Raw genomic sequence first — 22,937 nt, 5'->3', positions numbered from 1 at the left:
ATTTTTTGATCAAAAATGCAATTGATATCAAAAAAAATATTCCTATTATTAGATATTGACACATTTTATATTAAAATTTGATATGTTAAAAATGAAGCGATATAAGCTAGAGAAGTCATAAAAAAAAATTGTATTATTGGCCATTTCCAAGATTTCGTTTCTTTTTTTATTATAGATAAAGTACTCATACACTGCATAGATAATGCATAAAAAAATAGCAAAGAAATTCCTGTTGATAAATTATAAATAGGTTTTTTGGTGCTATTAAACACTTCTTCTTTCATTTTTTCTTTCAAAAAATTTTCTTTTCCTTCTATCTTATAGACAGAAGCCATAGTACTAACAAAGACTTCTCTCGCTACAAGAGATGATAGCAATCCTATTCCAATTTTCCAATCGTATCCTAATGGACGAATTATAGGTTCTATTTTCTTACCGATCAAACCCAAATATGAATGAGATAATTCTTTTTTTTGCATATATTTTAATACGATTGAGTTTTGATATGATAAATTTTCTGAAGGACCAAAAGATCCTAAAACCCAAATTAATATATTGATCAATAAAATCATTTTTCCTGCATTGATAATGAATGATTTTAGATTAATCCATAAGGTAATCAAAATGTTTCTAAATATAGGAAATTTGTAAGTAGGGATTTCCATAATCAGATGACTTTGATAATTTTTTTTCAAAAATTGATGTAAAATCATCGATACACCTAGAGCAGAGACTATCCCTAATAAATACATAATCATAAGGACTAGCCCTCTTAATTGAATGAAATACCATCTATAATTTGGTATGACAAGAGATATAATCAAAGTATAAACAGGTAATCTTGCAGAACAGGTCATAAAAGGAGTGGCTAAAATAGTAATTAAACGATCTCTTGGATTTTCAATATGTCTAGCTGACATGATAGCTGGAATAGCGCAAGCTATGCTAGAAATAAGAGGAACAACACTTTTTCCATTTAACCCAAAGGGTCTCATAATTCTATCCATTAAAAATATTACTCTGCTTATGTAACCACTTTCTTCCATAAGAAGAAGAAAAAATAGTAAAATAAAAATTTGTGGAATAAAAGTGATAATAGTACTAATTCCAGGCAATATTCCTTGCAATAAAAAATTATTTAAAGGACCTGGATAAATATTTTCTAGTTTTTTTTGAAGAAAAGAAAAAAAAAATTCTATAATCTCTTTAGGTTTTTCTGCCCAGAAAAAAACACATTGAAAAATAAAAAATAAAAAAAAGAAAAAAATAAAATAACCCCAAAAAGGATGAACAATTAAATTATTATCTATTTTTTTTGAAAATTCTAAATAATTTTTTTCTTTATCTGAAACCAATTCGGAAACTGTTTCGATAAAAATTTTTCCTATTTCTTCATATCTATCTAATGTTTCCTTAATTTGTAATCTTTTGGATATAATATTGTGTTTCTTTTTTATTTTATTTAATAAATAATCTTCTTTCAAAAATTTTCCATTATAAGCTAAATAACACCAAGCCTTATAAGTATTTACTTTGTAATTCTTTTTTACATCATTAACAGCAATAGAATAACGTAATCCTGGATTGAAAAAATCCAATTTTTTTGTTTTTTTATTTAAATTTTTGATTTCTTTTTTAACTTTTTCCAATCCTATTCCTTCTCTTGCATTGATCAAGACTATTTCTGTTATAAGAAATTTTTTTAGTTTTTCTATCTCAATAGAGATTCCCTTTTTTTTTGCTTCATCCAACATATTTAGGATAAATAAAACAGGAAATCCTAAATCTTGCACTTGTCTAAATAAAAGAAGACTTTTTTTTATATTAGAATAATCTGCTACAACCATAATTTTATCAGGATAATCCAAATAATCCTTATTATTAATAAGCAATTTGCTGACTACTTCTTCATTTTCAGATGAAGGATATATACTGTAAGTTCCAGGAAGGTCTATAATTTGATAACATCTATTTTCATAATAGAAATATCCTATTTTTTTGTCTACTGTAACTCCTAAATAATTGCCTACTTTTTGGTTAAGTCCAGTCAATTTATTGAACAAAGAAGTTTTTCCTACATTTGGATTTCCAATAAGCGCTAATTTTATTCTTCTTCTTTGCATTTTAAAATTTTAGGTTCTATTATAATGTTTTCTGCTTCTTTTCTACGTAATGCTAAACAAGACTGATTATAACTTATACATAATGGATCATAAAAAATAGAAACAAAAAGTATCTCGAATTCTACTCCAGGTAAAACACCTAATTCTAATAATTTGATAGGAAAATCTTCGTTTTTATATCCCTTGATAATTCCTTTTTCTCCTTTTTTAAGGTTAGATAAATTCAAAATTTATATATTTTATATTAGAAAAATAAAAAATAAATTTTTAGTAATGAAAAAAAATGAAATAAAGGTTTAAATTTATTTCTTTTATTTTTTTAAGTTTTGGAAATGACATCTATTTTGGTTAGATCTATACAATTGCTTCTTAGCATTTCTATATTAATCGTTATTCATGAATTAGGTCATTTTACTTTAGCTCAAATATTTAAAGTAAGAGTTGAAAAATTTTTTTTATTTTTTGATCCTTGGTTTTCACTTTTTAAAAAAAAGATTGGACACACTATTTATGGAATAGGATGGTTGCCTTTAGGAGGATACGTAAAAATATCTGGAATGATGATAGATGAAAAAAATGTTTCTTCAAAAGAAACTGAAAAAAATTGGGAGTTTCGTTCAAAATCAGCAATAAAAAGGCTATTAATTATTTCTGGAGGAATTATTTCCAATATATTATTATCTATTTTTATTTTTACTTGTTTATTATTTAAATATGGAGAAACATATCTTCCCACAAAAAATGTTAAATATGGGATAGAAGTTGATTCTTTAGGAGAAAAAATAGGATTCAAAAATGGAGATAAAATTTTATTTGTAAATGAAAAATATATTCCATATTTCAATGATATTCCTAAAGCAATCCTTTTGGGAAATTCTGTGACTGTAGATAGGATGGGAAAGATTATAAAATTGTCACTAAATAACGATAAAAAAAGATTTCTTTTTGACAGAAAAAAAATCAGTTTCTTTATTAAACCTCGTGTCCCTCCTATTATAAATCATGTCATACAAAATTCTGAAGCGGAAAAATATGGTTTAAAAAATAATGATGAAATATTATCTATAAATTCTGAATCCATTCTTTTTTCTGATCAATTAAAGGATTTATTATCAAAATATAATAATGAAAATATAGCAATATCGATTAATAGAAATGGAAAATTAATTCAAAAAAATGTTTTTATAGATTCAAAAGGAATCTTGGGAATTTACTTAAAAAATTTTATGGATTTGGATAAAATTTTTTCATTTGAAAAAATGAATTATTCTTTTTTTGAAAGTATTCCTCATGGAGTCACAAAATCTTTGGAAGTTTTAAAAAACCAAATATTTTTTTTCAAAAATGTATTTCATATAGAAACCAAAGCTTATAAACAAATAGGGAGTTTTTTTTCTATGGCAAAAGAATTTTCTTCTAAATGGAATTGGGATATTTTTTGGACTTTAACTGCTACTTTGTCCATTTGGTTAGCTTTTTTGAATTTATTTCCCATTCCATCATTGGATGGAGGTTACATATTATTTATTTTGATAGAAATGATCACAAGAAAGAAAGTTCATGAAGAGATTCTTGAACGTTGTACTATTTTTGGATTTGTAATAATTAGTTTAATTATGATTTTTATTATTATTTGGGATATTTTCAAAGTATTTATTTCTTGATATCATCAAATAAAAAAATATTATCGGGAGTGATCCCTATATCTAGGGATAGATCGTTTTCATGAATATCTACAATCTTTTTTATAGGAGTAAAAAAACTCAAACCTATTTTAATAACATTTTTTTTACAGAAAGGAATAAATCTGTCATAAAAACCTTTTCCATAACCAATACGATAACCTCTTAAATCAAATATTAATAATGGGATAAACATTACTTCAATAAAATAAGGTGAAACTACATATTTATGTGTAGAAATCGGTTCAAAAATTCCATATTTGTTTTTTTTTAATAAAGTTTTTTTATCAAATAAACAATTATCTATAGAAATTATATGAAAATTAGAATAAGGAATAGTTACATATTTCCCTATTTTTAATAAAAAATTGACAATAATAAATGTATCCACTTCTTTATATTCACGTATAGGTAAAAAAATATGATAATATTTTTTTTCCCAGATAAAAGATATTTTTTTCAGATGAAAAAAAATTTCATAACTCTTCTCAAAGACTTCTTTCTGAGACAGAGTTTTTCTGTAAAAAAAATATTTTTTACGCAATTTTTTTTTATTCATTATTGTCAAATTCGATAGTTTTTTAGAATCACGTGATCCATAAAATTTTCTAATATTTTTGTTATTTTTTTAGGTTTTTCTATGTGTCCCATATGACCTGTAGGAATTTCAATGAAATTAGTTTTATTTCCATTTTTAGCTTCTTCACGAATTTTTTTTGGATCAAGAATTAAATCGTATAAACCAATTATATGTAACTTTGGAAAAGTAGTTTCTTTTAGTAAAAATCTTCTATCTTTACGAATTTTCATTCCTTTTAAAAAAGAAATAACACTATTCACAGAAGTGGATAAAGCTATTTTTTTGACAAAAAAAATTTTTTCTTGCAAAAAAGATAATTCTTTAATATTAAATAATTTATTTACACTTGTATCGACAAGCATGGGATAATTATTAATAGATAGACGTATAGATTGCATACGAATTTTCTTTTTATCATCAGAATCTGATTCTGCTGTAGAATGAAGCAAACACAATCCAAAAAAAATATCTGGATATTTTTCTGCCAAAGCTAAGGCAATATAACCTCCCATAGAATGACCAACAAAAACTGCTTTTTGGATGTTCTCTTTTTCTACAATTTTTTTCACAATTTCTGCAGCTCTTTCCATAGTAAAAATGGTATCATGATTTAATGTAGAAAAACTTTTTCCATGACCTGGGAAATCAATTGAAAGAACTTTATATTTATTAGAAATGTCGGAATATATATAATTCCATATTTCTAAACTTTCCATAAATCCATGTAATAGTACAATTGGGACTCCTTTCCCTTCTATCTTAAAATTTGTTTTTTTGTAGTAAATATTATCTATGCTCATATGATAATAACTATGAAAGTTAAATACTTTTATAAATTATAAATTTTTTATAGATATAATAAATTGTGAAAAAACAATTGTTTGATTCAAAATACGTTTTTATTTTTCAAAAATGAAATGAATCATGTTGTTAACAATAAATATTGGAAATTCCAGTATTCGTTTTGGACTATTTAATAATAATTATAATTTAAAATGTAATTGTTCGTGGATTATTAATAGTAATCCACATAGATCATTAGATGAATATATTTTATTATTTAGGAATATATATCAACAGTATGGGATTTTCTCTAAATTAATACAAAATATTGTAATAGGATCAGTAGTTCCTCCACTTACAAATATTGTAGAACAATCTTTATATGAAATACATAAAATAAAACCTCTAATAGTAGATAGATATTCATCTTCTCCTATAAAACATTCTTCTCACCAATTAGGAACAGATTTATATGCCAACGCTATAGCTGCATATACATTATATAATAATAAGAATACTACTTTAGTAGTAGATTTTGGAACTGCATTAAGTTTGACTTGTATTGATAAATATGGAATCCTTCAAGGTGTTATTATTGCTCCAGGAGTAAATAGTTCTTTAACAGCATTAATTGGAAACACTGCTCAATTATCACAGATAGAATTAAAAAAACCTCCTAGCGTATTAGGACAGTATACAGAGACATGTATTCAAAGTGGAATTATTTATGGGTACTTAAGTATGGTTGAAGGATTAATTAATAGAGTCAATAAAGAGTTGAGAATAAATTGTTTTGTGATTGCAACTGGAGGTCTTTCCCATATATATACCCCTTTAACAAAAAAAATTCATCTTAAAGATAAATTACATACAATAAAAGGTTTAAAAATTTTATTCCATTGGAATCATTAATAAAATTATATATCAATAGATTTTTTTATTTTTTCGGACAAAACTTGAAATTTTTTTGCAGATAAAATCATTCTTCTTTTAGAAAAATTACCATCGCTTTCTTGATCCATAGGTATGAGATGAACGTGTACATGAGGAATTTCAAATCCCATAACAAATATACCTACACGATTGCAAGGAATAATTTTTTCTATCCCAACAGCTACTTTTCTCGTGAAAGACATAATAGAGATAAATTCTTTTTCGGGAAGAGAAAAGATTTTATCTCTATTGCTTTTTTTGGTGATTACTAAAGTATGTCCTATTTTGATAGGATAAATATCTAAAAAAGCCAAGTGATCGGAATTTTCTGCTACTTTGTAAGCAGAAATTTCGTTATTAATTATTTTATGAAAAATATTATCATTCACTAAATGCTATTTCTAAAATTTCATAATCAAGTATCATTTTATTAGGCAATTTAATATGAGCAATTTGTCCTACTTGTTTCCCAAGTAATCCTGTGGATATAGGAGTATTTATGGATATTTTCCCTGATTTTAAATCAGCTTCTCCTTCTGGAACTAAAGTGTATATTTGTTCACCTCCATAAGTTAAATTCTTCACTTTTACTGTAGAAAGAATAGAGACTCTGGTCCTATTTATTTGTGACCCGTCTATAATACGTGCATTGGATAGTTTTTTTTTTAACTTAGCTATATTCATTTCTAAGAATCCTTGTGCTTCTTTTATTGCATCATATTCTGCATTTTCTGAAATATCCCCTTTATCTCTTGCTTCTGCGATTTGCATAGATATTTTTGGACGTTCTATATTTTCTAATCGTTCTATTTCTTTTTGCAATTTTTTTAATCCTTCTTTAGTTATATATTCAAATTTTGCCATAATTTTTCATTATTATTTTTTCCGGATCTTTTTCATTTATCTGTTTATTATATAAAACATAAAGTTATGTGATTTTATGAACAAAAAATACAACATTTTATTTTATTATAATGACATTGATTTTGATTGTTTTATATTCAGATTTTTATGTTCTAAAATTACGAATTTTTGTGTTTTTGTTTCATTTTTTTTCTTCTTTTTTCATTGTTTTCATCAAAAATTATTGTCCAAAAATCTATCAAATTTTATTATCATACTATGTATGATTGGAGAATATAAAAAACGTTTTTTATTCCATTCTTAAAATATTCGCACCCAAAATGCGTAGTCTTTTATCTATATTTTCATATCCTCTATCTATTTGTTCTATGTTTTTAATTAGACTAGTTCCTTTAGCAGAAAGAGCCGCTATCAAAAGAGATATTCCTGCTCTTATATCTGGAGAATTTAGTATGGATCCTCGTAAATGAGATTTATGATTTAATCCAATAACAGTTGCTCTATGAGGATCACATAGTATGATTTGTGCTCCCATTTCAATAAGTTTATCCACAAAAAATAATCTACTTTCGAACATTTTTTGATGAATTAAAACACTTCCTTTAGCTTGAGTAGCGACCACAGTCAAAATACTTAATAGATCGGGAGTCAAACCTGGCCATGGAGAATCAGATATTGTTAATATCGCATTATTTAATAATTTTTTAATTCGATAAGATTTTTGTGATGGTATATAAATATCATCTTTTTTTTTTTCTAATTTGATTCCCATTTTTTGGAATGTTTTTGGAATGATCCCTAAATTTTTCCAACTCACATTTTTAATTCGTATTTCAGAACAAGTAATAGCAGCTAAACCTATCCAACTCCCTATTTCTACCATATCCGGTAATATGGTGTGTGTACAATATCCTCCTAATTCTTTCACTCCGATGATATTAATCAAATTAGATCCTATTCCTCTTATTTTAGCTCCCATTTTATTTAACAATTTGCATAATTGTTGAATATAGGGTTCACAAGCAGCATTATAAATAGTAGTTTCCCCTTTAGCTAAAGTTGCAGCCATTATAATATTAGCTGTTCCAGTCACAGAAGCTTCTTCCATTAAAATATAACTTCCGTTCAAAATTTTATTATTTGTATGCAAATTAAAGTATTTGTATTCATTATGATAAAATATATGACTTCCTAATGATTTTAATCCTGTTAAATGAGGATCCAAACGTCTTCTTCCTATCCTATCTCCTCCAGGAATAGGAATACAAACCTTACCGAATCTAGCAAGTAAAGGGCCTGCTATCATAATTGAACCTCTAATTGATTTTCCATATTCACGAAATTTTTTTGTGTTTAAATATTCAATATTTATGTTTTTAGCTTGAAAAGTGTAATCTCCAATATCATTTTTCTTTATTAAAACTCCTAAATCTTTAAGAATTAGCATTAAACACTTTACATCCCCTATTTCTGGAATATTTTTGATTCTTAATTTCTCTTGAGTTAATAATACGGCACATAAAACCTGTAAAGACTCATTCTTAGCTCCTTGTGGTTTTATTTCTCCTTTTAAAGGAAACCCTCCTTTAATTTTAAAAGTTCCCATTATTATACAACTTTTTCTTTTTGTTTTTTTAATGATTTTTTTCTTTTAGACTTAAAAATATGAGAACATTGTAGCAATGGATCTGTATTCATTAAACATATCTTTCCTTTAGAAAGTTCTTTTAAATCTTTAAATATTATATCGTCTTCTACTATATTTTTATTCCATCTCAAATAATTTTTCTTCATTGTATTAGCTATTGCATAAAACAATCCTTCTTTTTTTTGCCCATTTTTACAATGTATTGCTACATGGATCATGTTTCTAATTATTTTTCCATAATATCTAAAATCAGTTAAATATTCAGGATACACTACTCTTTTATAAGATAAAATTTTTATTTTTTCTGGACTTGGTTTAGGGAAAGGAGGATCTATATCTAGCTGATAATTAGACATTATAAATAATTGATTCCACAATTTATGTTGAAAATAAGGAATTGATTTGTTGAGCCTAGGATGAGTAGAATCTGTCATTAATTTTATAATACTCCATGCACAAAGATTTCTTTTTTTTCTATTTTTTATTTGGATTGCATAGTCTATCATTTTATGAATGTTTCTACCATATTCTGGTATCACCAATTTGAAACGACTAGTGTTATATTCCATATTATTTATATTTAAAGATCTAATAAGATTTAGTGTTGTCATTATTATAATATGATGTTTTATCTAAAGTCCAAAGAATTTTTTTTTGGAAAAAAGCTTGTCTTACTTGACAAGAATGATTAAAACAAAATATGCAATGATTATTGGAACAAGCTTCTACATGAACAGACAATTCTACTTTAGATCCGAATTCATTTTTAGTTAATTGAGTCAATTTATTCACTTCTTGATTCGCCTCTTTTATATTAAAAAACCATGGAACAGTTAGATGACAATCAACATGCAAAGCACTACCGTATTTAATAACTTTTAAATGATGAAGATCTATCCAATTAACATCCCTTTTTTCATTGAGATAGGAAGACAACTTTTTTAAAAGTTTTTTATCGGATTCATCCATAATTCCAGCTGTAGCATTTCTTAATAATTTTAATCCCGTATACAAAATTACGGATGAAAAAATAATAGAAATAATAGGGTCTATCCATATCCATTTAGTGATATTTAATAAAATTAGTCCTATAACAATCCCAAAAGTAGAGTAAGTATCGATTTGAAGATGTTTTCCGCTGGCTACCAATGTTAAAGCTCCATTTTTATGTCCTATTTTACATGCCAAAAATCCTAAAAAATAGTTAATAATAGCTGTAAAAGACATTAAAATCACTCCATAATTTAATCTAGATAAAAAAACTCCATGCATATTATGTTTAACACGTATAAAAGTGTTTATAAAAATTGTTATCCCTACAATAAAAATTAATACACCTTCTATTGCAGTTGATATAAATTCTATTTTTCCATGACCATATGGATGATTTTGATCTTTAGGTAAAGAAGATATATAAAGACTACATAATCCAATAAATCCACTAATTATATTGATCAAGCTTTCCATTGCGTCACTAAATATGGAAAGTGAAGAAGTCATATACCAACTAATTAATTTTATCAAAAAGAAAACAATAGCTACAAAACAAATTATTTTCTGCAAATTAAGATTCAGCTTAATTTTTTTTGAATCATCCATAATCTATCAATATCATTTTATGAATAAACAATCAATTTATCTAATGCTAATTTGAGTAGTATTCTTTTTTCTCCTGTTTTTTTAAATTTAATTAGAGCTATTTTTTTTCCATTTTGTAAATCTAAAATTAGACCAATTCCAAAATTTTTGTGAAAAACTTTTACTCCTATTTTGAAATCTTTTTCTTCAGAACATTTTTGATTCAATAGAGTATTTTTTTCTTCTTTTTCTGAAGATATAGAATTCTGATTTTCTATATCAAGAAAATTTTTATCCAGTTCATTAATAAAACGACTAGGAATATTCTTTTTTCTTTCTCCCCATAAAAATCTAGATTTTGCATAAGTAAGAACAGCTTTTTTTTGAGCTCTAGTTAAAGCTACATAGAATAAACGACGTTCTTCTTCTATTTTTTTTTTGTCTAAAAAACTGGATTTTGAAGGAAATAGATTTTCTTCTAATCCTGCAATAAAAACAATAGAAAATTCTAATCCTTTAGATAAATGAACCGTCATTAATGAAACCTTATTTCCTTCATTTTCATCATGATTTATGTCTTCATCAATTTCCAAATAAAAATATTGTAAAAATCCATATATGCTGATATTTCCATTATTTTTTAATTTTTTCTGTTCCTTTACGTAAAAAAATATATTGTTAAGTATATATTGGAAATCTTGACTCTTGTAATTTTTCGGATCTTCTACTAATAAGAAATCCACAATCTCTTTTGCTATTGTATATGCATCTTTTTTATTTATCTTTAGATGTAATTTTTCTATTATAAGAATTAGATTTTTAAGTTTATCTTTTGTTTTTTTGTTTATATCCAATAAATATTGATAGTTCTCTATATTCTTTATTATTTTGTAAACTGTTATTTTTATCTTTTTAGATAAATCTAATATAGTTTTTATAGTTTTTTTATTTACCTTTTTAAGAATTCGTAATAAAGATTCTTCATCATTTGAATTAGTAATAATCCTCAAATAAGCCAATAAATCTCTGATTTCTTTTCGTTTTTCAAATGAAATGGAACCATAAATCTTATAAGGTATATTTTTTTCTTTCAGTGCATATTCTATAATATTTGATTGAACATTTGCTCTATAAAGAACAACGAAGTTTTTATAATGATATTTTGTTTTTTCTTTGATTGAAAGAATAGAAGAAGCAATATATTGTGCTTCTTCTTTTTCGGAAAAAGCACAATATATTTTTACTTTTTCTCCTTTTTCATTGTTTGTCCATATTTTTTTTAAAATTTGATTTTTGTTAAAAGAAATAATATTATTAGAAGCTTGAACTATGTGATGGGTAGAACGATAATTTTGCTCTAAACGAAAAATCTTAGCATTTTTATAATCAAGATGAAAATTTAAAATATTCAAAATATTTGCACCACGAAAAGCATAAATACTTTGAGCATCATCTCCTACTACAAAAAGGTTTTGATGTTGAGAAGCTAAACTTTTTATGATTGTATTTTGAGAAAAATTAGTGTCTTGATATTCATCAATTAATATGTATTTAAATTTATCTTGGTATTTTTTTAGGACATTTGGAAAATGAGAGAACAAACGATTAGTGTGTAACAAAATGTCGTCAAAATCTAATGCTTCTGCTTGTAAACAACGTTCTGTGTAACATTTGTATATTTTTGCTAAACATTCTGATTCTCTATTATTTTTTTTCTTGATGTATAAGTTGTTTTTGTATTCAGATATTATTCTTCTTATTTCTTTAGGAGTCAAAGAGATGTCAAAATTAATATCCTCTAATATTTTTTTTATCACATTTTCTGAATCTCTCTGATCATAAATAGTGTAATTTGGTTTGTATCCTAACCAATGAGATTCTTTTCTCAAAAGAATAGAAAATATGGAATGAAAAGTTCCCAATGTGATTTGATCCATATTTTTTGGATCTATCAGATTAGAAATTCTATCCTTCATTTCTTTAGCAGCTTTTTTAGTAAAAGTTAAAGCCAATATATTAGAAGGACTAATTCCTATATTTTGAATCATATGAACAATACGATATGTAATTACACGAGTTTTTCCAGACCCAGCCCCAGCAATAACGAGAATAGGGCCACTTATGGTTTCTATAATTTTCCGTTGAAAACTATTTAGACACATAAAAAAAACTTATTATTTTTTGTCTTTTCCATTCATTTTATAATATTTATAAAAAATATTTTTTGTCTTTTTTAAGAAATCAGGATTTTTGTGAAAAAAATTTTTAGCAATTGGAAAAACATCTTTTATCAATTTATAATCTTTTATAAGATTTACAATACGAAAATAATTTTTTCCGCTTTGTTGAGTTCCTATTAAATCTCCTCCTCCACGCAATTTCAGATCTTCTTTTGCTATTTCTAAACCTTCATTTGTTTCACACATTTTTTTGATTCTAAAAAAACCTTCTATACTTATTTCTTGATCAGTAATAAGAAGACAATAACTTTTATGGATTCCTCTTCCTACTCTTCCTCTTAATTGATGTAATTGAGATAGTCCAAAAAAATTTGCATTTTCTATTAAAATAACTGACGCATTGGGGGCATCTACTCCGACTTCTATAACTGTAGTAGCTATCATAATTTTAGTTTCTCCACGTAAAAATCGGCTCATTTGTATATTTTTCTCTTGAAAATTCATTTCTCCATGCAGAATTCCAATTCTGTTTCCTAATTTTTTAAATTTTTCTTTAATTTCTTGATATCCTTTCATTAAATTCATATTCTTATTTTTTAAAGAAGTATTTATAGTGGGATATATAATATATACTTGTCTCCCTTTTGAAATTTGATCTTTTACTATTTCAAAAGCTTTATCTCTGTCTTTTCTCAAAAAATGGATGGTTTTAACAGGTTTTCTTCCTAAAGGTAATTCTTTGATTATTGAAATGTTTAAATCATGATAAATAATTTTTGCTAGGGTTCTAGGAATAGGTGTAGCAGTCATAATCAGAATATGAGGAAGATTATCTTCTTTTTTCCAAATTTTAGCTCTTTGTTCCACTCCGAAACGTTGTTCTTCATCTATAATTGCTAATCCCAAATTTTTAAATTGAACTTTTTCTTGAATCAAAGCATGAGTCCCTATTAAAATGGAAATTTTTCCTGTGAAAATCTCATGATAAAGACATTTTCGTATAGAATCAGAAGTAGAACTTGTTAACAAAGCTATTTTAATTCCAATTTTTGAAAACATTTTTTTTATAGAAAAATAATGTTGTATAGCTAAGACTTCAGTAGGAGCCATTAAACAAGATTGAAATCCGTTGTCTAAAGCAATTAGCATTGATAATATAGCTATTATAGTTTTTCCACATCCTACCTCTCCTTGTAACAATCTATTCATTTGAATAGGTTTTTTCAAATCATTCCATATTTCCTTAAGTACTTTTTTTTGTTCTTCTGTTAGAGAAAAAGGCAAAAAATGTTTGTAAAAATTATGAAAATTTTTTCCTAATTTTGAAAAAGGACGACTGTATGCTGTTTTTCTTTTCGATAAAAAGAATAATTTCAACAAAAATAATTCTTCAAATTTTAAGGAATATTGTGCTTTGAATAAGCTATCTAAAGATTCAGGAAAGTGAATTTGAATCAAAGCCTTTTTTCTTGACATTAATTTTTTTTCAAGAAACTCTTGGAAAAAAAATTCATCTATGTCATTTTTTGATTCTTCTATCAGATTTTTTAATAAATTGATCATGAAAGAATTACTAATTCCTTTTTTTTTCAAATTACTGGGAATAGAATAGACTGGATATATGGAATAATTTTTTTCTGAATATTGGATATTAGGATGAATGATCTGAATTTTTTCTTGAAAACATTTTATTTTACCGGAAACTATTATTGTAATGTTTTTTTTTACATTTTTTAATAAATTGATTTTTTTAAACCATACTAATTCGATTCCCCCTGTTTGATCTTCTAAACGGGCTCTCCATATTTTCCCTTTTTTATTTTTATAATTTATTTCTTCTATATTTGTTATTTTTCCTAATATTTGTACATAATTATTATTATTATTTTTTGATAATTCTGATATGTTTTTTAATGAAGGTAGATGTATATATCCTTTTGGATAAAAAAATAATAAATCTTCGTATGTGTGAAGTTTTAATTCATTATTAAATAAATGAGCCTTTTTTAAATTTAATCCTTTTAAATGTTCTATAGATTTTTGAAAAATATTGCAGGACATATTTTAAAATAGATTATGATCCGTTCTATTTTTAAAAAATACTTAATTTTGTTGATTTAAAAGGACATTTAGCTCAGTTGGTTTAGAGCGCTACTTTGACAGAGTAGAGGTCGTCGGTTCGAATCCGATAATGTCCACAAAAATTATTATTTCAATTAATTAGTTATTTATTTTTTATGGTTTTAATTACTACAGTTAGAGAAGGAGAGTCTATTGATAAAGCTTTAAAGAAGTGTAAAAAAAAATTTGATAAAACTCGCATATTAAAAGAGTTTAGAGAGAAACAACAATATATAAAACCTTCTGAAGGAAGAAGAAATGAAATATTGAGAGCAATATATAGAGAACGTATGAAACTCAAAAAAGAAGAATAAGTTTTTTCTTCTTATAAAATATTGATTTTCTATATGAAAAAAATAAGAAATTGTAAATTTATTTTTGGATTAATTGGAAGAGGGATCAATTATTCTTTTTCGAGAAAGTTTTTTTTAGAAAAATTTGAAAAAGAATCCATTTTTCATGCAGATTACAAAATTTTTGATATTCCAAAAATAGAGAATGTTTCACGAATATTTCAGAATCCTTGTCTGAAAGGATGTAACGTGACTATTCCTTATAAAACAAGCATTATTCCTTTTTTAAACAAAATAGTTGCAGAAGCAGAATCTATACATTCTGTGAATGTTGTAAAAATTGATAAAAATGGACATAGAATTGGATATAACACAGATTTTTTAGGTTTTGAGTCATCCTTTAAAAAGGATCTCAATAGGTTATCTCATAAAAATAACTTAAAAGCATTAATTTTAGGAACTGGAGGAGTATCCAAAACTATTTCTTTTGTTTTAAACAAATTACGAATTTCATATCAATATGTTTCTAGAACCAGAAAAAAGGGCTTCATCGTTTATGAAGACATAAATGAAGATTTGTTAAAAAAATATAAAATAATTATCAATTGCACACCTTTAGGAACATTTCCTAATATCAATTCATGTCCTTCTTTACCTTATCAATATATTTCTTCAGAACATTATTTTTATGATTTAGTTTATAATCCAAATAAAACTTTATTCTTAAAAAAAGCCGAAAAAAAAGGAGCTTTAATTAAAAATGGATTGGAAATGTTGTATCTTCAAGCGGAAGAATCTTGGAAAATATGGAATTCACTAATTGATGAATGAATGATAAAGAAATTTTTATGAAAAGAGCTATTCAATTAGCTAAAAATGGATTAGGTGTGACCTCTCCTAATCCTATGGTTGGTTGTGTTATAGAAAGAAATGGATTCATCATCTCAGAGGGGTGGCATTATAAAAAGGGAATGAATCATGCAGAAGTTAATGCAATCAATAGAATAAAAAATAAATACTTATTTTTGGATTCAACTCTTTATGTTACATTAGAACCGTGTGTTCATTTTGGGGAAACACCTCCTTGTGTTGATTTAATAATTAAAAATAATATACCAAGAGTAGTGATTGGAATACAAGACCCATGTAATAAAGTTAGAGGAACTGGAATCCAGAAGCTTAAAGAATTTGGAATAGAAGTCATAGAAGACATTTTAAAAGATCAATGTCGTATTTTAAATAAACGATTTTTTACTTTTCATGAAAAAAATCGTCCTTATATTATCTTAAAATGGGCTCAAAGCCATGACGGTTTTATAGATTCTAAAAATAAAAAAAATGATTGGATTAGTGGAATATATGCTAGACAATTGAATCATAAATGGAGATCTGAAGAAGATAGTATTTTAGTAGGGAAAAATACTGTATTAAATGATAATCCAAAATTAAATGTTAGAGAATGGTTTGGATCCAATCCTATTAGAATTTTTCTTGATAAAGAACTAAATATATCTACTTCTTATTTTATTTTAGACGATTCACAAAAAACTATTGTTTTTACAGAAAAAAAAAAAGAGAATAAAAAAAATACAGAATATGTTCAAATCTCTTTTGACAAAAGAATAATCAATCATATATTAGATTTTTTGTATAAAAAAAATATATTATCCTTAATAGTGGAAGGAGGAAAAAAAACCTTGGAAAGTTTTATAAAAGAAAATATTTGGGATGAATGTAGAATTTTCATATGTGATGTTACATTGAAAAATGGAATCAGAGCACCTAGAATAGGTGGAAAAATATTAAAAAAAATGGATATTGGAAAGGATCAACTTTTTATCAAAATTTCTTATTAAAGAATTAAAAAGATCAATTCAAAAATTGAATTGTATCAATTCCGTCTGCATAATCTTCTAATTCTGGATATTGTGTTTTTCCAAAATAAACTTCTTTTTTTAAAAAATTTTTAGATACTATACATTGTATATATTGATCATTTTTTATAATAATTTCTCTCAATTGATTTAAATCATCATAAAATTCATAATAAACTACAGATATTGGACTATGAAAATCATTTTCTTCTTTGAAAATAAGAAAGTGATTTTTTTGAATAGATATTTTGTTCATGGTATAAATAGAAAGACAATATTTATAATTGTCTATATATTTGTAATTGTTTGTGACATATTCAGATACAAATGATTTTTCTAAAATCAATTGAATATCATAATTATAAGGAACAAATATTTTTCCTACATTTCTACATCCTCTTCCAGAATAAGTAAGGATATCTTTGTTTAAAGCAATTAATTCTTTTTCTTTTTCATTTCCTTTTAATACAGCAATGGATGTTTTTCTTTTTCTAAGTAGTAGAGGATGTTTTCTAAAATAATACTCAAAATAACGAGCGGTATTGTTGTTTCCACTGGCTATTACATAATCGAATTTTTCATGAAAAATATTATTGGTAAATTTTATTTTATGTTTTAAAATAGGTTTTTTATGTGTTATTATTTTGCATAAAAAAGGAAGTAGTAAATTGTCTTCTTTAGATAATTTAATTATGATATTATGTCCTGATAAAAGAACACATATAAAGTCATGAAATCCTACTATTGGAATGTTTCCAGGCATAATGACAAGAACTTTTTTTGATTCTTTTTTTTTATTATTATTCAAAGAGTATTTTTTTATCAAAAATTCTAATTTTTCTTTTTTAAGAATTTTTCCCCATTGATCTATGGCTATTAATAAATCTTCTTCTCTAAACCAACTATTTACAATAGTTATTTTTTGAATAATTTTTTGTAAGTCAGAAAATAACTTTTTAGAACGTAGAGCAATATATTTTTTATGTGCATAAAATTTCTTAAATTTTCTTAAGAAAGAACCTAATTCATCAAAAGTTTTAATCATTATTTTTTAATTTAATTTTAAAGTATAATCCAATGTCCATAAAAATTACAGAAGAATGCATTAATTGTGGGGCTTGTGAATCTGAATGTCCTAATAATGCAATTTATGAAGGGGGAAAAAAATGGAGAATGTCAGATGGAACTTCCTTAAAAAAAAAGGAAACTTTTCTATCTATGGATCAAGAACCGAAAGAAAAGGATATATACTTTATTGTTTCAGAAAAATGTACAGAATGTGTTGGTTTTTATGATCAACCACAATGTATTGTGATTTGCCCAGTACATTGCTGCGTCCCAGATAAAAATAAGATGGAAACTAAAGAAAAACTTATTGAAAAAAAGAATTTTTTGCATGGAATCAATTAAAATATTTATGCATAACATAAATAGATAACGATTAAATAAAAATATAAAAAAACTATGAATTATGATTGGAGGTTTTTTCTAAAAAAAGAATGGGGAAAACCTTATTTTAGAAGATTAATGAAATCCATTCATATAGAATACAATAAATTTATTTGTTTCCCAAAAAAAGACAACATATTTTCTTCTTTAAAATACTGTCATTTTCAAGAATTAAAAGTAGTAATTTTAGGACAAGATCCTTATTACAAAGAAAATCAAGCTGATGGGCTTTGTTTTTCTGTTCCAAATGGAATTCCTTTCCCTCCTTCATTAAGAAACATTTTTATAGAAATCAAGAGTTGTTTTGACTGTTCATTTCCTTCTAGTGGTTCTTTAATTCATTGGGCAAAACAAGGAGTTTTATTGCTTAATTCTATATTAACAGTTAGAAAAGGTTATCCTGGTTCTCATAAAAATATGGGATGGGAATTTTTCACAGATCAAATTATAAAAACTGTTTCTAATGAGAAAAAAAATATTGTTTTTCTTCTATGGGGGAAATATGCTCAAAAGAAAATATTTTTAATTAATTCTTTTCATAATCATTATATTTTAAAAACTTCACATCCGTCTCCTTTTTCTGCTCATCTTGGATTTTTGGGTTCTAAACATTTTTTGAAAACCAATGAGTTTTTGGAGAATAAAGGGGTCCCCCCCATTATTTGGAGATAACACATATCTCTACATATGGATAGAACGGTTTTCAAAATTTAGTAAAGCTGCTTCTTTAAAGGATTCACTAAAAGTAGGATGAGGATGGCAAATTCTATAGATATCCTCTGAAGAGGAACGGAATTCCATAGCAATGGATGCTTCCATTATCATATCTGCAGCATGATCTCCTATTATATGAACTCCTAGTATTTCATCTGTTTTTTTATGGGTAATCATTTTTAAAAAACCTTCTGTACAGCCACTTGTGTGAGCTCTTCCTAAGACTTTCATAGGAAAAGTCCCTACATTATATTCCATTTTTTCTTTTTTAATTTCATTTTCTGTACGTCCAACACTAGCTACTTCAGGATATGTATAAATTACTGATGGGATTAAATCATAATTTAGTTTATTTGGTTTTTGTCCAATAATGTGTTCTACTGCATATAAACCTTCTTCTTCAGCTTTGTGTGCCAACATTTTTCCTCCTATAACGTCTCCAATTGCATATATATTTTTTATATTACTTTGCAACGAATCATTCACTAGGATAAATCCTTTTTGATCTTGATGAATTCCTATATTTTCTAATCCTAGATTTTTCGTATATGGGGTTCTCCCAATTGATAATAAACAATAATCTCCTGTAAATTTCATTTCTTTTTCATTCTTAGACTTCACAAAAACTGATATTTCTTTTTTGTTCTTTTCCACAAGAATATTGGTAATGGATAAAGATGTTTCTATTTGGATAGAAGATTTTTCTAGAATTTTCCTAATTTCTTGACTTAATGAATCGTCCATATTTGATATGATTTTGTCCATAACTTCTATAATAGTTATTTGACTTCCTAGTCGATTGAAAATAGAACCTAATTCCAATCCAATGATCCCTCCTCCAATGATTATTAATTTATTGGGAACTTCATTCAAAGAAAGAGCTTCTGTAGAAGAAATGATTTGATTTCCAAAATTTAAATTTGGAAAACATGAAGGAATAGAACCTGTAGATATTATACAATATTTAAATTTTATTTCTTGTTTTTCTTTTAATGATTTGATTTCCTTTACAGAAAGTGAATTCACTGTCTTAAATGAACCGATTCCTTGATACAAAATAATTTTGTTTTTTTTCATTAAAAATTTAATTCCTCTATTAATATTTTTGACGATATCATTTTTTCTATTCATCATTTTTTTGAAATCAAAAAATAATTTTTCAAAAAAAATTCCGTGTGAAGAATAATGATTTTTAGCTAAAAAAAAATATTTAGAAGAATCTAAAAGAGATTTAGAAGGAATGCATCCTACATTCAAACATGTTCCACCTAATTCTTGGTATTTTTCTACAATTGCAGTACGAAGCCCTAATTGACTAGCTCTAATAGCGGAAATGTAACCCCCTGGACCAGATCCAATAACAACGAGATCATATACATTATTCATTATAAAATATTTTATATTATATTCAAATTTACATACATAATTACATATCTAACACATATGCAAAAACAAGTGGAGCAACTATGGTTGCGTCTGATTCTATAATAAATTTTGGAGTATCCTTATCAAGTTTTCCCCAAGTTATTTTTTCATTTGGAATAGCACCTGAATAAGACCCATAACTCGTAGTAGAATCTGAAATTTGACAAAAATAAGCCCAAAAAGGAGTAGGATAAAATCCTATGTCTTGAGAGAGCATAGGGACTACACAAATAGGAAAATCTCCAGATATTCCTCCTCCAATCTGAAAAAAACCTATTTTATGTTTCATAGATTCTTTCTGGTACCATTTAGCTAAATACATCATATATTCTATTCCATTTTTGACAAGAAAAGTTTGAAATTGTTTTTTCATACAATATGAAGCAAAAATATTTCCTATGGTGCTATCTTCCCAACCTGGAACTATCATGGGGATATTTTTTTTTGCAGCAGCTAATACCCAACTATTTTCCGGATTTATGTTGTAATAAGGTTCTAAAAAATTTTCTAATAACAATTGATAAATATATTCATGAGGAAAATAACGTTTTGATTTTTCTTGAGCTTTTTTCCATACTTGGAAAATATACCTTTGTAATTTTTTAAAAGCTTGTTCTTCTGGAATGCAGGTATCTGTAACTCTATAATACCCTTTTTTTAAAAAATCTTTTTCATTATCCGGGGTTAAATCTCTGTAATTAGGTATTTTTTTATAATGAGAATGAGCTATCAAGTTTAATATATCTTCTTCTAAATTAGCACCTGTACAAGAAATAATGTGAACTTTATCTTTTCGAATCATTTCAGCTAATATCTTACCTAATTCTGCAGTACTCATTGCCCCCGCTAGTGTAATCATCATTTTTCCATTATTTTTAATATGATATTTATATGCCTTAGCAGCTTCTGATAAAGTTAAAGCGTTAAAATGAAGAAAGTATTTTTCAATAAAAGAAGTAATAGAAGATTCTTTCATAATTTTTATTTTTTATCTAGCTATTTGCACGGCTCTTGTTTCTCTAATCACTGTTACTTTTATTTGACCAGGATAAGTCATCTCATTCTTTATTTTTTCTGTTATATCACAAGATAACTGAAAAGCTTTTTTATCATCAATTTTATTGCTCTCTACTAAAACACGTAATTCTCTTCCTGCTTGTATAGCAAAGGCTTTATTAACTCCATCAAAACTAAAGGCTATATTTTCCAAGTTTTTTAGTCTTTTTGAATAGGATTCGAAAGTATTCCTTCTTACTCCAGGACGAGCTCCACTAATGGAATCTGAAACTTGTACTATAGGAGATATTAGAACTTTCATCTCTATTTCATCATGATGTGATCCTATAGCATTACAAACTTCCATATTTTCTCCATATTTCTCTGCCCATTGCATTCCTAAAATAGCATGAGGAAGTTCTGATTCGCTTTCAGGAACTTTTCCTATATCATGTAATAGACCTGCACGTTTCGCTAACTTTGCATTCAACCCCAATTCAGAAGCTAATATTCCTGACAAATGTGCTACTTCTCTAGAATGTTGTAACAGGTTCTGACCATAAGAAGATCGATATTTCATTCTTCCTATCATTCTTATTAATTCTGGATGAATCCCATGAATTCCTAAATCTATTATATTCTTTTTTCCTATTTCTACTATTTCTTCTTCAATTTGTTTTTCCGTTTTTGCTACTATCTCTTCTATCCTTGCAGGATGGATTCGTCCATCAATCACTAATTTGTGAAGAGCTAATCTAGCTACTTCTCTACGAATAGGATTGAAGCAAGATAAAAGAATAGCTTCTGGAGTGTCATCTACAATAATTTCTACTCCTGTTGCTTTTTCTAAAGCTCTTATATTTCTTCCTTCTCTACCAATGATACGACCTTTAACATCATCTGATCCTATATTAAAAACAGATACAGCGTTTTCTACGGCTTGTTCTGTTCCAATTCTTTGAATAGCTTGAATCACAATTTTTGTAGCTTCTATTTTTGCAGTTAACTGTGATTCTTCTATAATATTTTGAATGTGAGATTGTGCTTTGATTTTTGCTTCACTTTTAAGAATTTCAATCAATTCGTTTTTAGCTTCTTCAGAAGAATAGTTAGATATTTTTTCAAGCAATTCTATTTGCTTTATGTGCATATTTTTAAATTCTTCTTGTTTATTTTTCAGAAACTTAGACTTTTTTTCATAATCATGGATTTGTGTTTCTAAACGATTGTTTCTTTTAAAGTAAATTTCTATTTCTCTAGACAATCTATTTTCTTTTTCTTTTGTTTTATTTTCTATGTCTATTATTTTTCTCTCTCTAAGATGAACATCTTTTTCATGTTTTGATTTAAGTTCTATAAATTTTTCTTTTGCTTGAAGCATTTTCTTTTTTTTTATGGATTCACCTTCTTTTTCCGCATTTTTTATGATTTTTTTAGATTGAAAATTAGCTTTATCTAATAATTGAATATATTTTCTTAATATGGTTTTTTTTCCAAAAAAATAAGATATAATAATTCCAATCACAAACCCCATGAAAACCGAAAATCCAACATTTATTTTCATATTTACTCAATTTAAATAAAAATAAAATAGACATTTTAATAACATTTTTAAAACAAAAAATACTTAATAGAAACTATAAAATTTCTTTTTCAAAAATACTTTAACTGAATCAAGGATTACTATGATAAAT

Annotated in this window: 22 protein-coding genes and 1 tRNA gene; 8 read left to right on the top strand and 15 right to left on the bottom strand. The window is 25.9% G+C overall.

Annotated features, from left to right (window positions below):
- Positions 1-65: 65 nt before the first annotated feature.
- The gene (gene feoB / locus H0H47_RS02575) at positions 66-2,123 is read right to left on the bottom strand and encodes a ferrous iron transport protein B (RefSeq protein WP_185865923.1); all 2,058 of its coding nucleotides are present in this window, start codon (positions 2,121-2,123) and stop codon (positions 66-68) included.
- Positions 2,105-2,350 (bottom strand): FeoA family protein, encoded by a 246-nt coding sequence (locus H0H47_RS02570; RefSeq protein ID WP_185865922.1) that lies wholly within the window; start codon positions 2,348-2,350, stop codon positions 2,105-2,107. Before H0H47_RS02570 ends, feoB begins: the two co-directional genes overlap by 19 nt.
- A 105-nt stretch (positions 2,351-2,455) precedes the next feature.
- Between H0H47_RS02570 and rseP the strand changes: the two genes are divergently transcribed.
- On the top strand, positions 2,456-3,787 hold the full coding sequence (gene rseP, locus H0H47_RS02565; RefSeq protein ID WP_185865921.1) for an RIP metalloprotease RseP: 1,332 nt from the start codon (positions 2,456-2,458) through the stop codon (positions 3,785-3,787).
- On the opposite strand, the gene H0H47_RS02560 is transcribed toward rseP, so the two are convergent.
- Entirely contained in the window at positions 3,777-4,364 is a 588-nt protein-coding gene (locus tag H0H47_RS02560; protein WP_185865920.1) for a 5-formyltetrahydrofolate cyclo-ligase, read from the bottom strand. The two genes, rseP and H0H47_RS02560, sit on opposite strands and share 11 nt — an antisense overlap.
- A gap of 5 nt (positions 4,365-4,369) precedes the next feature.
- Positions 4,370-5,185 (bottom strand): alpha/beta fold hydrolase, encoded by an 816-nt coding sequence (locus H0H47_RS02555; protein ID WP_185865919.1) that lies wholly within the window; start codon positions 5,183-5,185, stop codon positions 4,370-4,372.
- A gap of 124 nt (positions 5,186-5,309) precedes the next feature.
- Between H0H47_RS02555 and H0H47_RS02550 the strand changes: the two genes are divergently transcribed.
- Entirely contained in the window at positions 5,310-6,080 is a 771-nt protein-coding gene (locus H0H47_RS02550; RefSeq protein ID WP_185865918.1) for a type III pantothenate kinase, read from the top strand.
- A gap of 5 nt (positions 6,081-6,085) precedes the next feature.
- Here H0H47_RS02550 and H0H47_RS02545 read toward each other — a convergent pair whose 3' ends face one another.
- The 7 genes from H0H47_RS02545 to recG form a co-directional block, all read right to left on the bottom strand.
- Positions 6,086-6,490 carry an HIT family protein gene (locus tag H0H47_RS02545; protein ID WP_185865917.1) on the bottom strand — a complete coding sequence of 135 codons (405 nt, stop codon included), beginning with the start codon at positions 6,488-6,490 and terminating at the stop codon, positions 6,086-6,088.
- The gene (greA, locus tag H0H47_RS02540) at positions 6,483-6,965 is read right to left on the bottom strand and encodes a transcription elongation factor GreA (RefSeq protein WP_185865916.1); all 483 of its coding nucleotides are present in this window, start codon (positions 6,963-6,965) and stop codon (positions 6,483-6,485) included. The genes H0H47_RS02545 and greA overlap by 8 nt, the downstream gene beginning before the upstream one ends.
- A 289-nt stretch (positions 6,966-7,254) precedes the next feature.
- On the bottom strand, positions 7,255-8,571 hold the full coding sequence (murA, locus tag H0H47_RS02535; RefSeq protein WP_185865915.1) for a UDP-N-acetylglucosamine 1-carboxyvinyltransferase: 1,317 nt from the start codon (positions 8,569-8,571) through the stop codon (positions 7,255-7,257).
- Between the two features lie 2 nt (positions 8,572-8,573).
- On the bottom strand, positions 8,574-9,182 hold the full coding sequence (locus H0H47_RS02530; protein WP_185866313.1) for a DUF4290 domain-containing protein: 609 nt from the start codon (positions 9,180-9,182) through the stop codon (positions 8,574-8,576).
- Positions 9,183-9,201: 19 nt separating this feature from the next.
- Positions 9,202-10,212, bottom strand: a complete 1,011-nt coding sequence (locus tag H0H47_RS02525; protein ID WP_185865914.1) for a cation diffusion facilitator family transporter — start codon at positions 10,210-10,212, stop codon at positions 9,202-9,204.
- Positions 10,213-10,229: 17 nt separating this feature from the next.
- The gene (locus tag H0H47_RS02520) at positions 10,230-12,353 is read right to left on the bottom strand and encodes an ATP-dependent helicase (RefSeq protein WP_185865913.1); all 2,124 of its coding nucleotides are present in this window, start codon (positions 12,351-12,353) and stop codon (positions 10,230-10,232) included.
- A gap of 12 nt (positions 12,354-12,365) precedes the next feature.
- A complete protein-coding gene (gene recG / locus H0H47_RS02515) occupies positions 12,366-14,432 on the bottom strand; it encodes an ATP-dependent DNA helicase RecG (RefSeq protein WP_185865912.1) in 2,067 nt (688 codons plus the stop codon).
- Between the two features lie 62 nt (positions 14,433-14,494).
- Between recG and H0H47_RS02510 the strand changes: the two genes are divergently transcribed.
- The 4 genes from H0H47_RS02510 (at position 14,495) to ribD (ending at position 16,641) form a co-directional block, all read left to right on the top strand.
- A tRNA-Val gene (locus tag H0H47_RS02510) sits at positions 14,495-14,569 on the top strand.
- Between the two features lie 39 nt (positions 14,570-14,608).
- Positions 14,609-14,806: a 30S ribosomal protein S21 gene (gene rpsU / locus H0H47_RS02505; protein WP_185853231.1), complete on the top strand. Its 198-nt coding sequence runs from the start codon at positions 14,609-14,611 to the stop codon at positions 14,804-14,806.
- Positions 14,807-14,839: 33 nt separating this feature from the next.
- Positions 14,840-15,616 carry a shikimate dehydrogenase family protein gene (locus H0H47_RS02500; protein ID WP_185865911.1) on the top strand — a complete coding sequence of 259 codons (777 nt, stop codon included), beginning with the start codon at positions 14,840-14,842 and terminating at the stop codon, positions 15,614-15,616.
- The gene (gene ribD, locus H0H47_RS02495; protein WP_185865910.1) at positions 15,613-16,641 is read left to right on the top strand and encodes a bifunctional diaminohydroxyphosphoribosylaminopyrimidine deaminase/5-amino-6-(5-phosphoribosylamino)uracil reductase RibD; all 1,029 of its coding nucleotides are present in this window, start codon (positions 15,613-15,615) and stop codon (positions 16,639-16,641) included. Before H0H47_RS02500 ends, ribD begins: the two co-directional genes overlap by 4 nt.
- 13 nt (positions 16,642-16,654) lie before the next feature.
- Here ribD and H0H47_RS02490 read toward each other — a convergent pair whose 3' ends face one another.
- Positions 16,655-17,704: an acyl-CoA reductase gene (locus tag H0H47_RS02490; protein WP_185865909.1), complete on the bottom strand. Its 1,050-nt coding sequence runs from the start codon at positions 17,702-17,704 to the stop codon at positions 16,655-16,657.
- A 32-nt stretch (positions 17,705-17,736) separates the two neighbouring features.
- Here H0H47_RS02490 and H0H47_RS02485 point away from each other — a divergent pair, with 32 nt between their 5' ends.
- Positions 17,737-18,069, top strand: a complete 333-nt coding sequence (locus H0H47_RS02485) for a 4Fe-4S binding protein (protein WP_185865908.1) — start codon at positions 17,737-17,739, stop codon at positions 18,067-18,069.
- 54 nt (positions 18,070-18,123) lie between these two features.
- Positions 18,124-18,780: a uracil-DNA glycosylase gene (ung, locus tag H0H47_RS02480; RefSeq protein ID WP_185865907.1), complete on the top strand. Its 657-nt coding sequence runs from the start codon at positions 18,124-18,126 to the stop codon at positions 18,778-18,780.
- 9 nt (positions 18,781-18,789) lie between these two features.
- On the opposite strand, the gene lpdA is transcribed toward ung, so the two are convergent.
- Genes lpdA through rny form a run of 3 tightly spaced genes read right to left on the bottom strand, consistent with a single transcriptional unit; the run spans position 18,790 to position 22,807 of the window.
- Entirely contained in the window at positions 18,790-20,208 is a 1,419-nt protein-coding gene (gene lpdA, locus H0H47_RS02475) for a dihydrolipoyl dehydrogenase (protein WP_185865906.1), read from the bottom strand.
- A gap of 40 nt (positions 20,209-20,248) precedes the next feature.
- Entirely contained in the window at positions 20,249-21,223 is a 975-nt protein-coding gene (locus tag H0H47_RS02470; protein ID WP_185865905.1) for a deoxyhypusine synthase family protein, read from the bottom strand.
- Between the two features lie 12 nt (positions 21,224-21,235).
- Positions 21,236-22,807, bottom strand: a complete 1,572-nt coding sequence (gene rny / locus H0H47_RS02465) for a ribonuclease Y (protein WP_185865904.1) — start codon at positions 22,805-22,807, stop codon at positions 21,236-21,238.
- Positions 22,808-22,937: the final 130 nt, after the last annotated feature.

The sequence above is a fragment of the Blattabacterium cuenoti genome, assembly GCF_014252075.1.
Lineage (GTDB): Bacteria > Bacteroidota > Bacteroidia > Flavobacteriales > Blattabacteriaceae > Blattabacterium > Blattabacterium cuenoti_AC.
Note: the sequence above shows the minus strand (reverse complement) of the source record. Positions and strands in the feature narration are given on the sequence as shown.

Excerpts from the sequence above, each read along its gene's own strand:
- feoB (WP_185865923.1), bottom strand. The coding sequence starts at position 2,123 with ATGCAAAGAAGAAGAATAAAATTAGCGCTTATTGGAAATCCAAATGTA.
- rseP (WP_185865921.1), top strand. The coding sequence starts at position 2,456 with ATGACATCTATTTTGGTTAGATCTATACAATTGCTTCTTAGCATTTCT.
- H0H47_RS02560 (WP_185865920.1), bottom strand. The coding sequence starts at position 4,364 with ATGAATAAAAAAAAATTGCGTAAAAAATATTTTTTTTACAGAAAAACT.
- H0H47_RS02555 (WP_185865919.1), bottom strand. The coding sequence starts at position 5,185 with ATGAGCATAGATAATATTTACTACAAAAAAACAAATTTTAAGATAGAA.
- H0H47_RS02550 (WP_185865918.1), top strand. The coding sequence starts at position 5,310 with ATGTTGTTAACAATAAATATTGGAAATTCCAGTATTCGTTTTGGACTA.
- greA (WP_185865916.1), bottom strand. The coding sequence starts at position 6,965 with ATGGCAAAATTTGAATATATAACTAAAGAAGGATTAAAAAAATTGCAA.
- murA (WP_185865915.1), bottom strand. The coding sequence starts at position 8,571 with ATGGGAACTTTTAAAATTAAAGGAGGGTTTCCTTTAAAAGGAGAAATA.
- H0H47_RS02530 (WP_185866313.1), bottom strand. The coding sequence starts at position 9,182 with ATGGAATATAACACTAGTCGTTTCAAATTGGTGATACCAGAATATGGT.
- H0H47_RS02525 (WP_185865914.1), bottom strand. The coding sequence starts at position 10,212 with ATGGATGATTCAAAAAAAATTAAGCTGAATCTTAATTTGCAGAAAATA.
- H0H47_RS02520 (WP_185865913.1), bottom strand. The coding sequence starts at position 12,353 with ATGTGTCTAAATAGTTTTCAACGGAAAATTATAGAAACCATAAGTGGC.
- recG (WP_185865912.1), bottom strand. The coding sequence starts at position 14,432 with ATGTCCTGCAATATTTTTCAAAAATCTATAGAACATTTAAAAGGATTA.
- rpsU (WP_185853231.1), top strand. The coding sequence starts at position 14,609 with ATGGTTTTAATTACTACAGTTAGAGAAGGAGAGTCTATTGATAAAGCT.
- H0H47_RS02500 (WP_185865911.1), top strand. The coding sequence starts at position 14,840 with ATGAAAAAAATAAGAAATTGTAAATTTATTTTTGGATTAATTGGAAGA.
- ribD (WP_185865910.1), top strand. The coding sequence starts at position 15,613 with ATGAATGATAAAGAAATTTTTATGAAAAGAGCTATTCAATTAGCTAAA.
- H0H47_RS02490 (WP_185865909.1), bottom strand. The coding sequence starts at position 17,704 with ATGATTAAAACTTTTGATGAATTAGGTTCTTTCTTAAGAAAATTTAAG.
- H0H47_RS02485 (WP_185865908.1), top strand. The coding sequence starts at position 17,737 with ATGTCCATAAAAATTACAGAAGAATGCATTAATTGTGGGGCTTGTGAA.
- ung (WP_185865907.1), top strand. The coding sequence starts at position 18,124 with ATGAATTATGATTGGAGGTTTTTTCTAAAAAAAGAATGGGGAAAACCT.
- lpdA (WP_185865906.1), bottom strand. The coding sequence starts at position 20,208 with ATGAATAATGTATATGATCTCGTTGTTATTGGATCTGGTCCAGGGGGT.
- H0H47_RS02470 (WP_185865905.1), bottom strand. The coding sequence starts at position 21,223 with ATGAAAGAATCTTCTATTACTTCTTTTATTGAAAAATACTTTCTTCAT.
- rny (WP_185865904.1), bottom strand. The coding sequence starts at position 22,807 with ATGAAAATAAATGTTGGATTTTCGGTTTTCATGGGGTTTGTGATTGGA.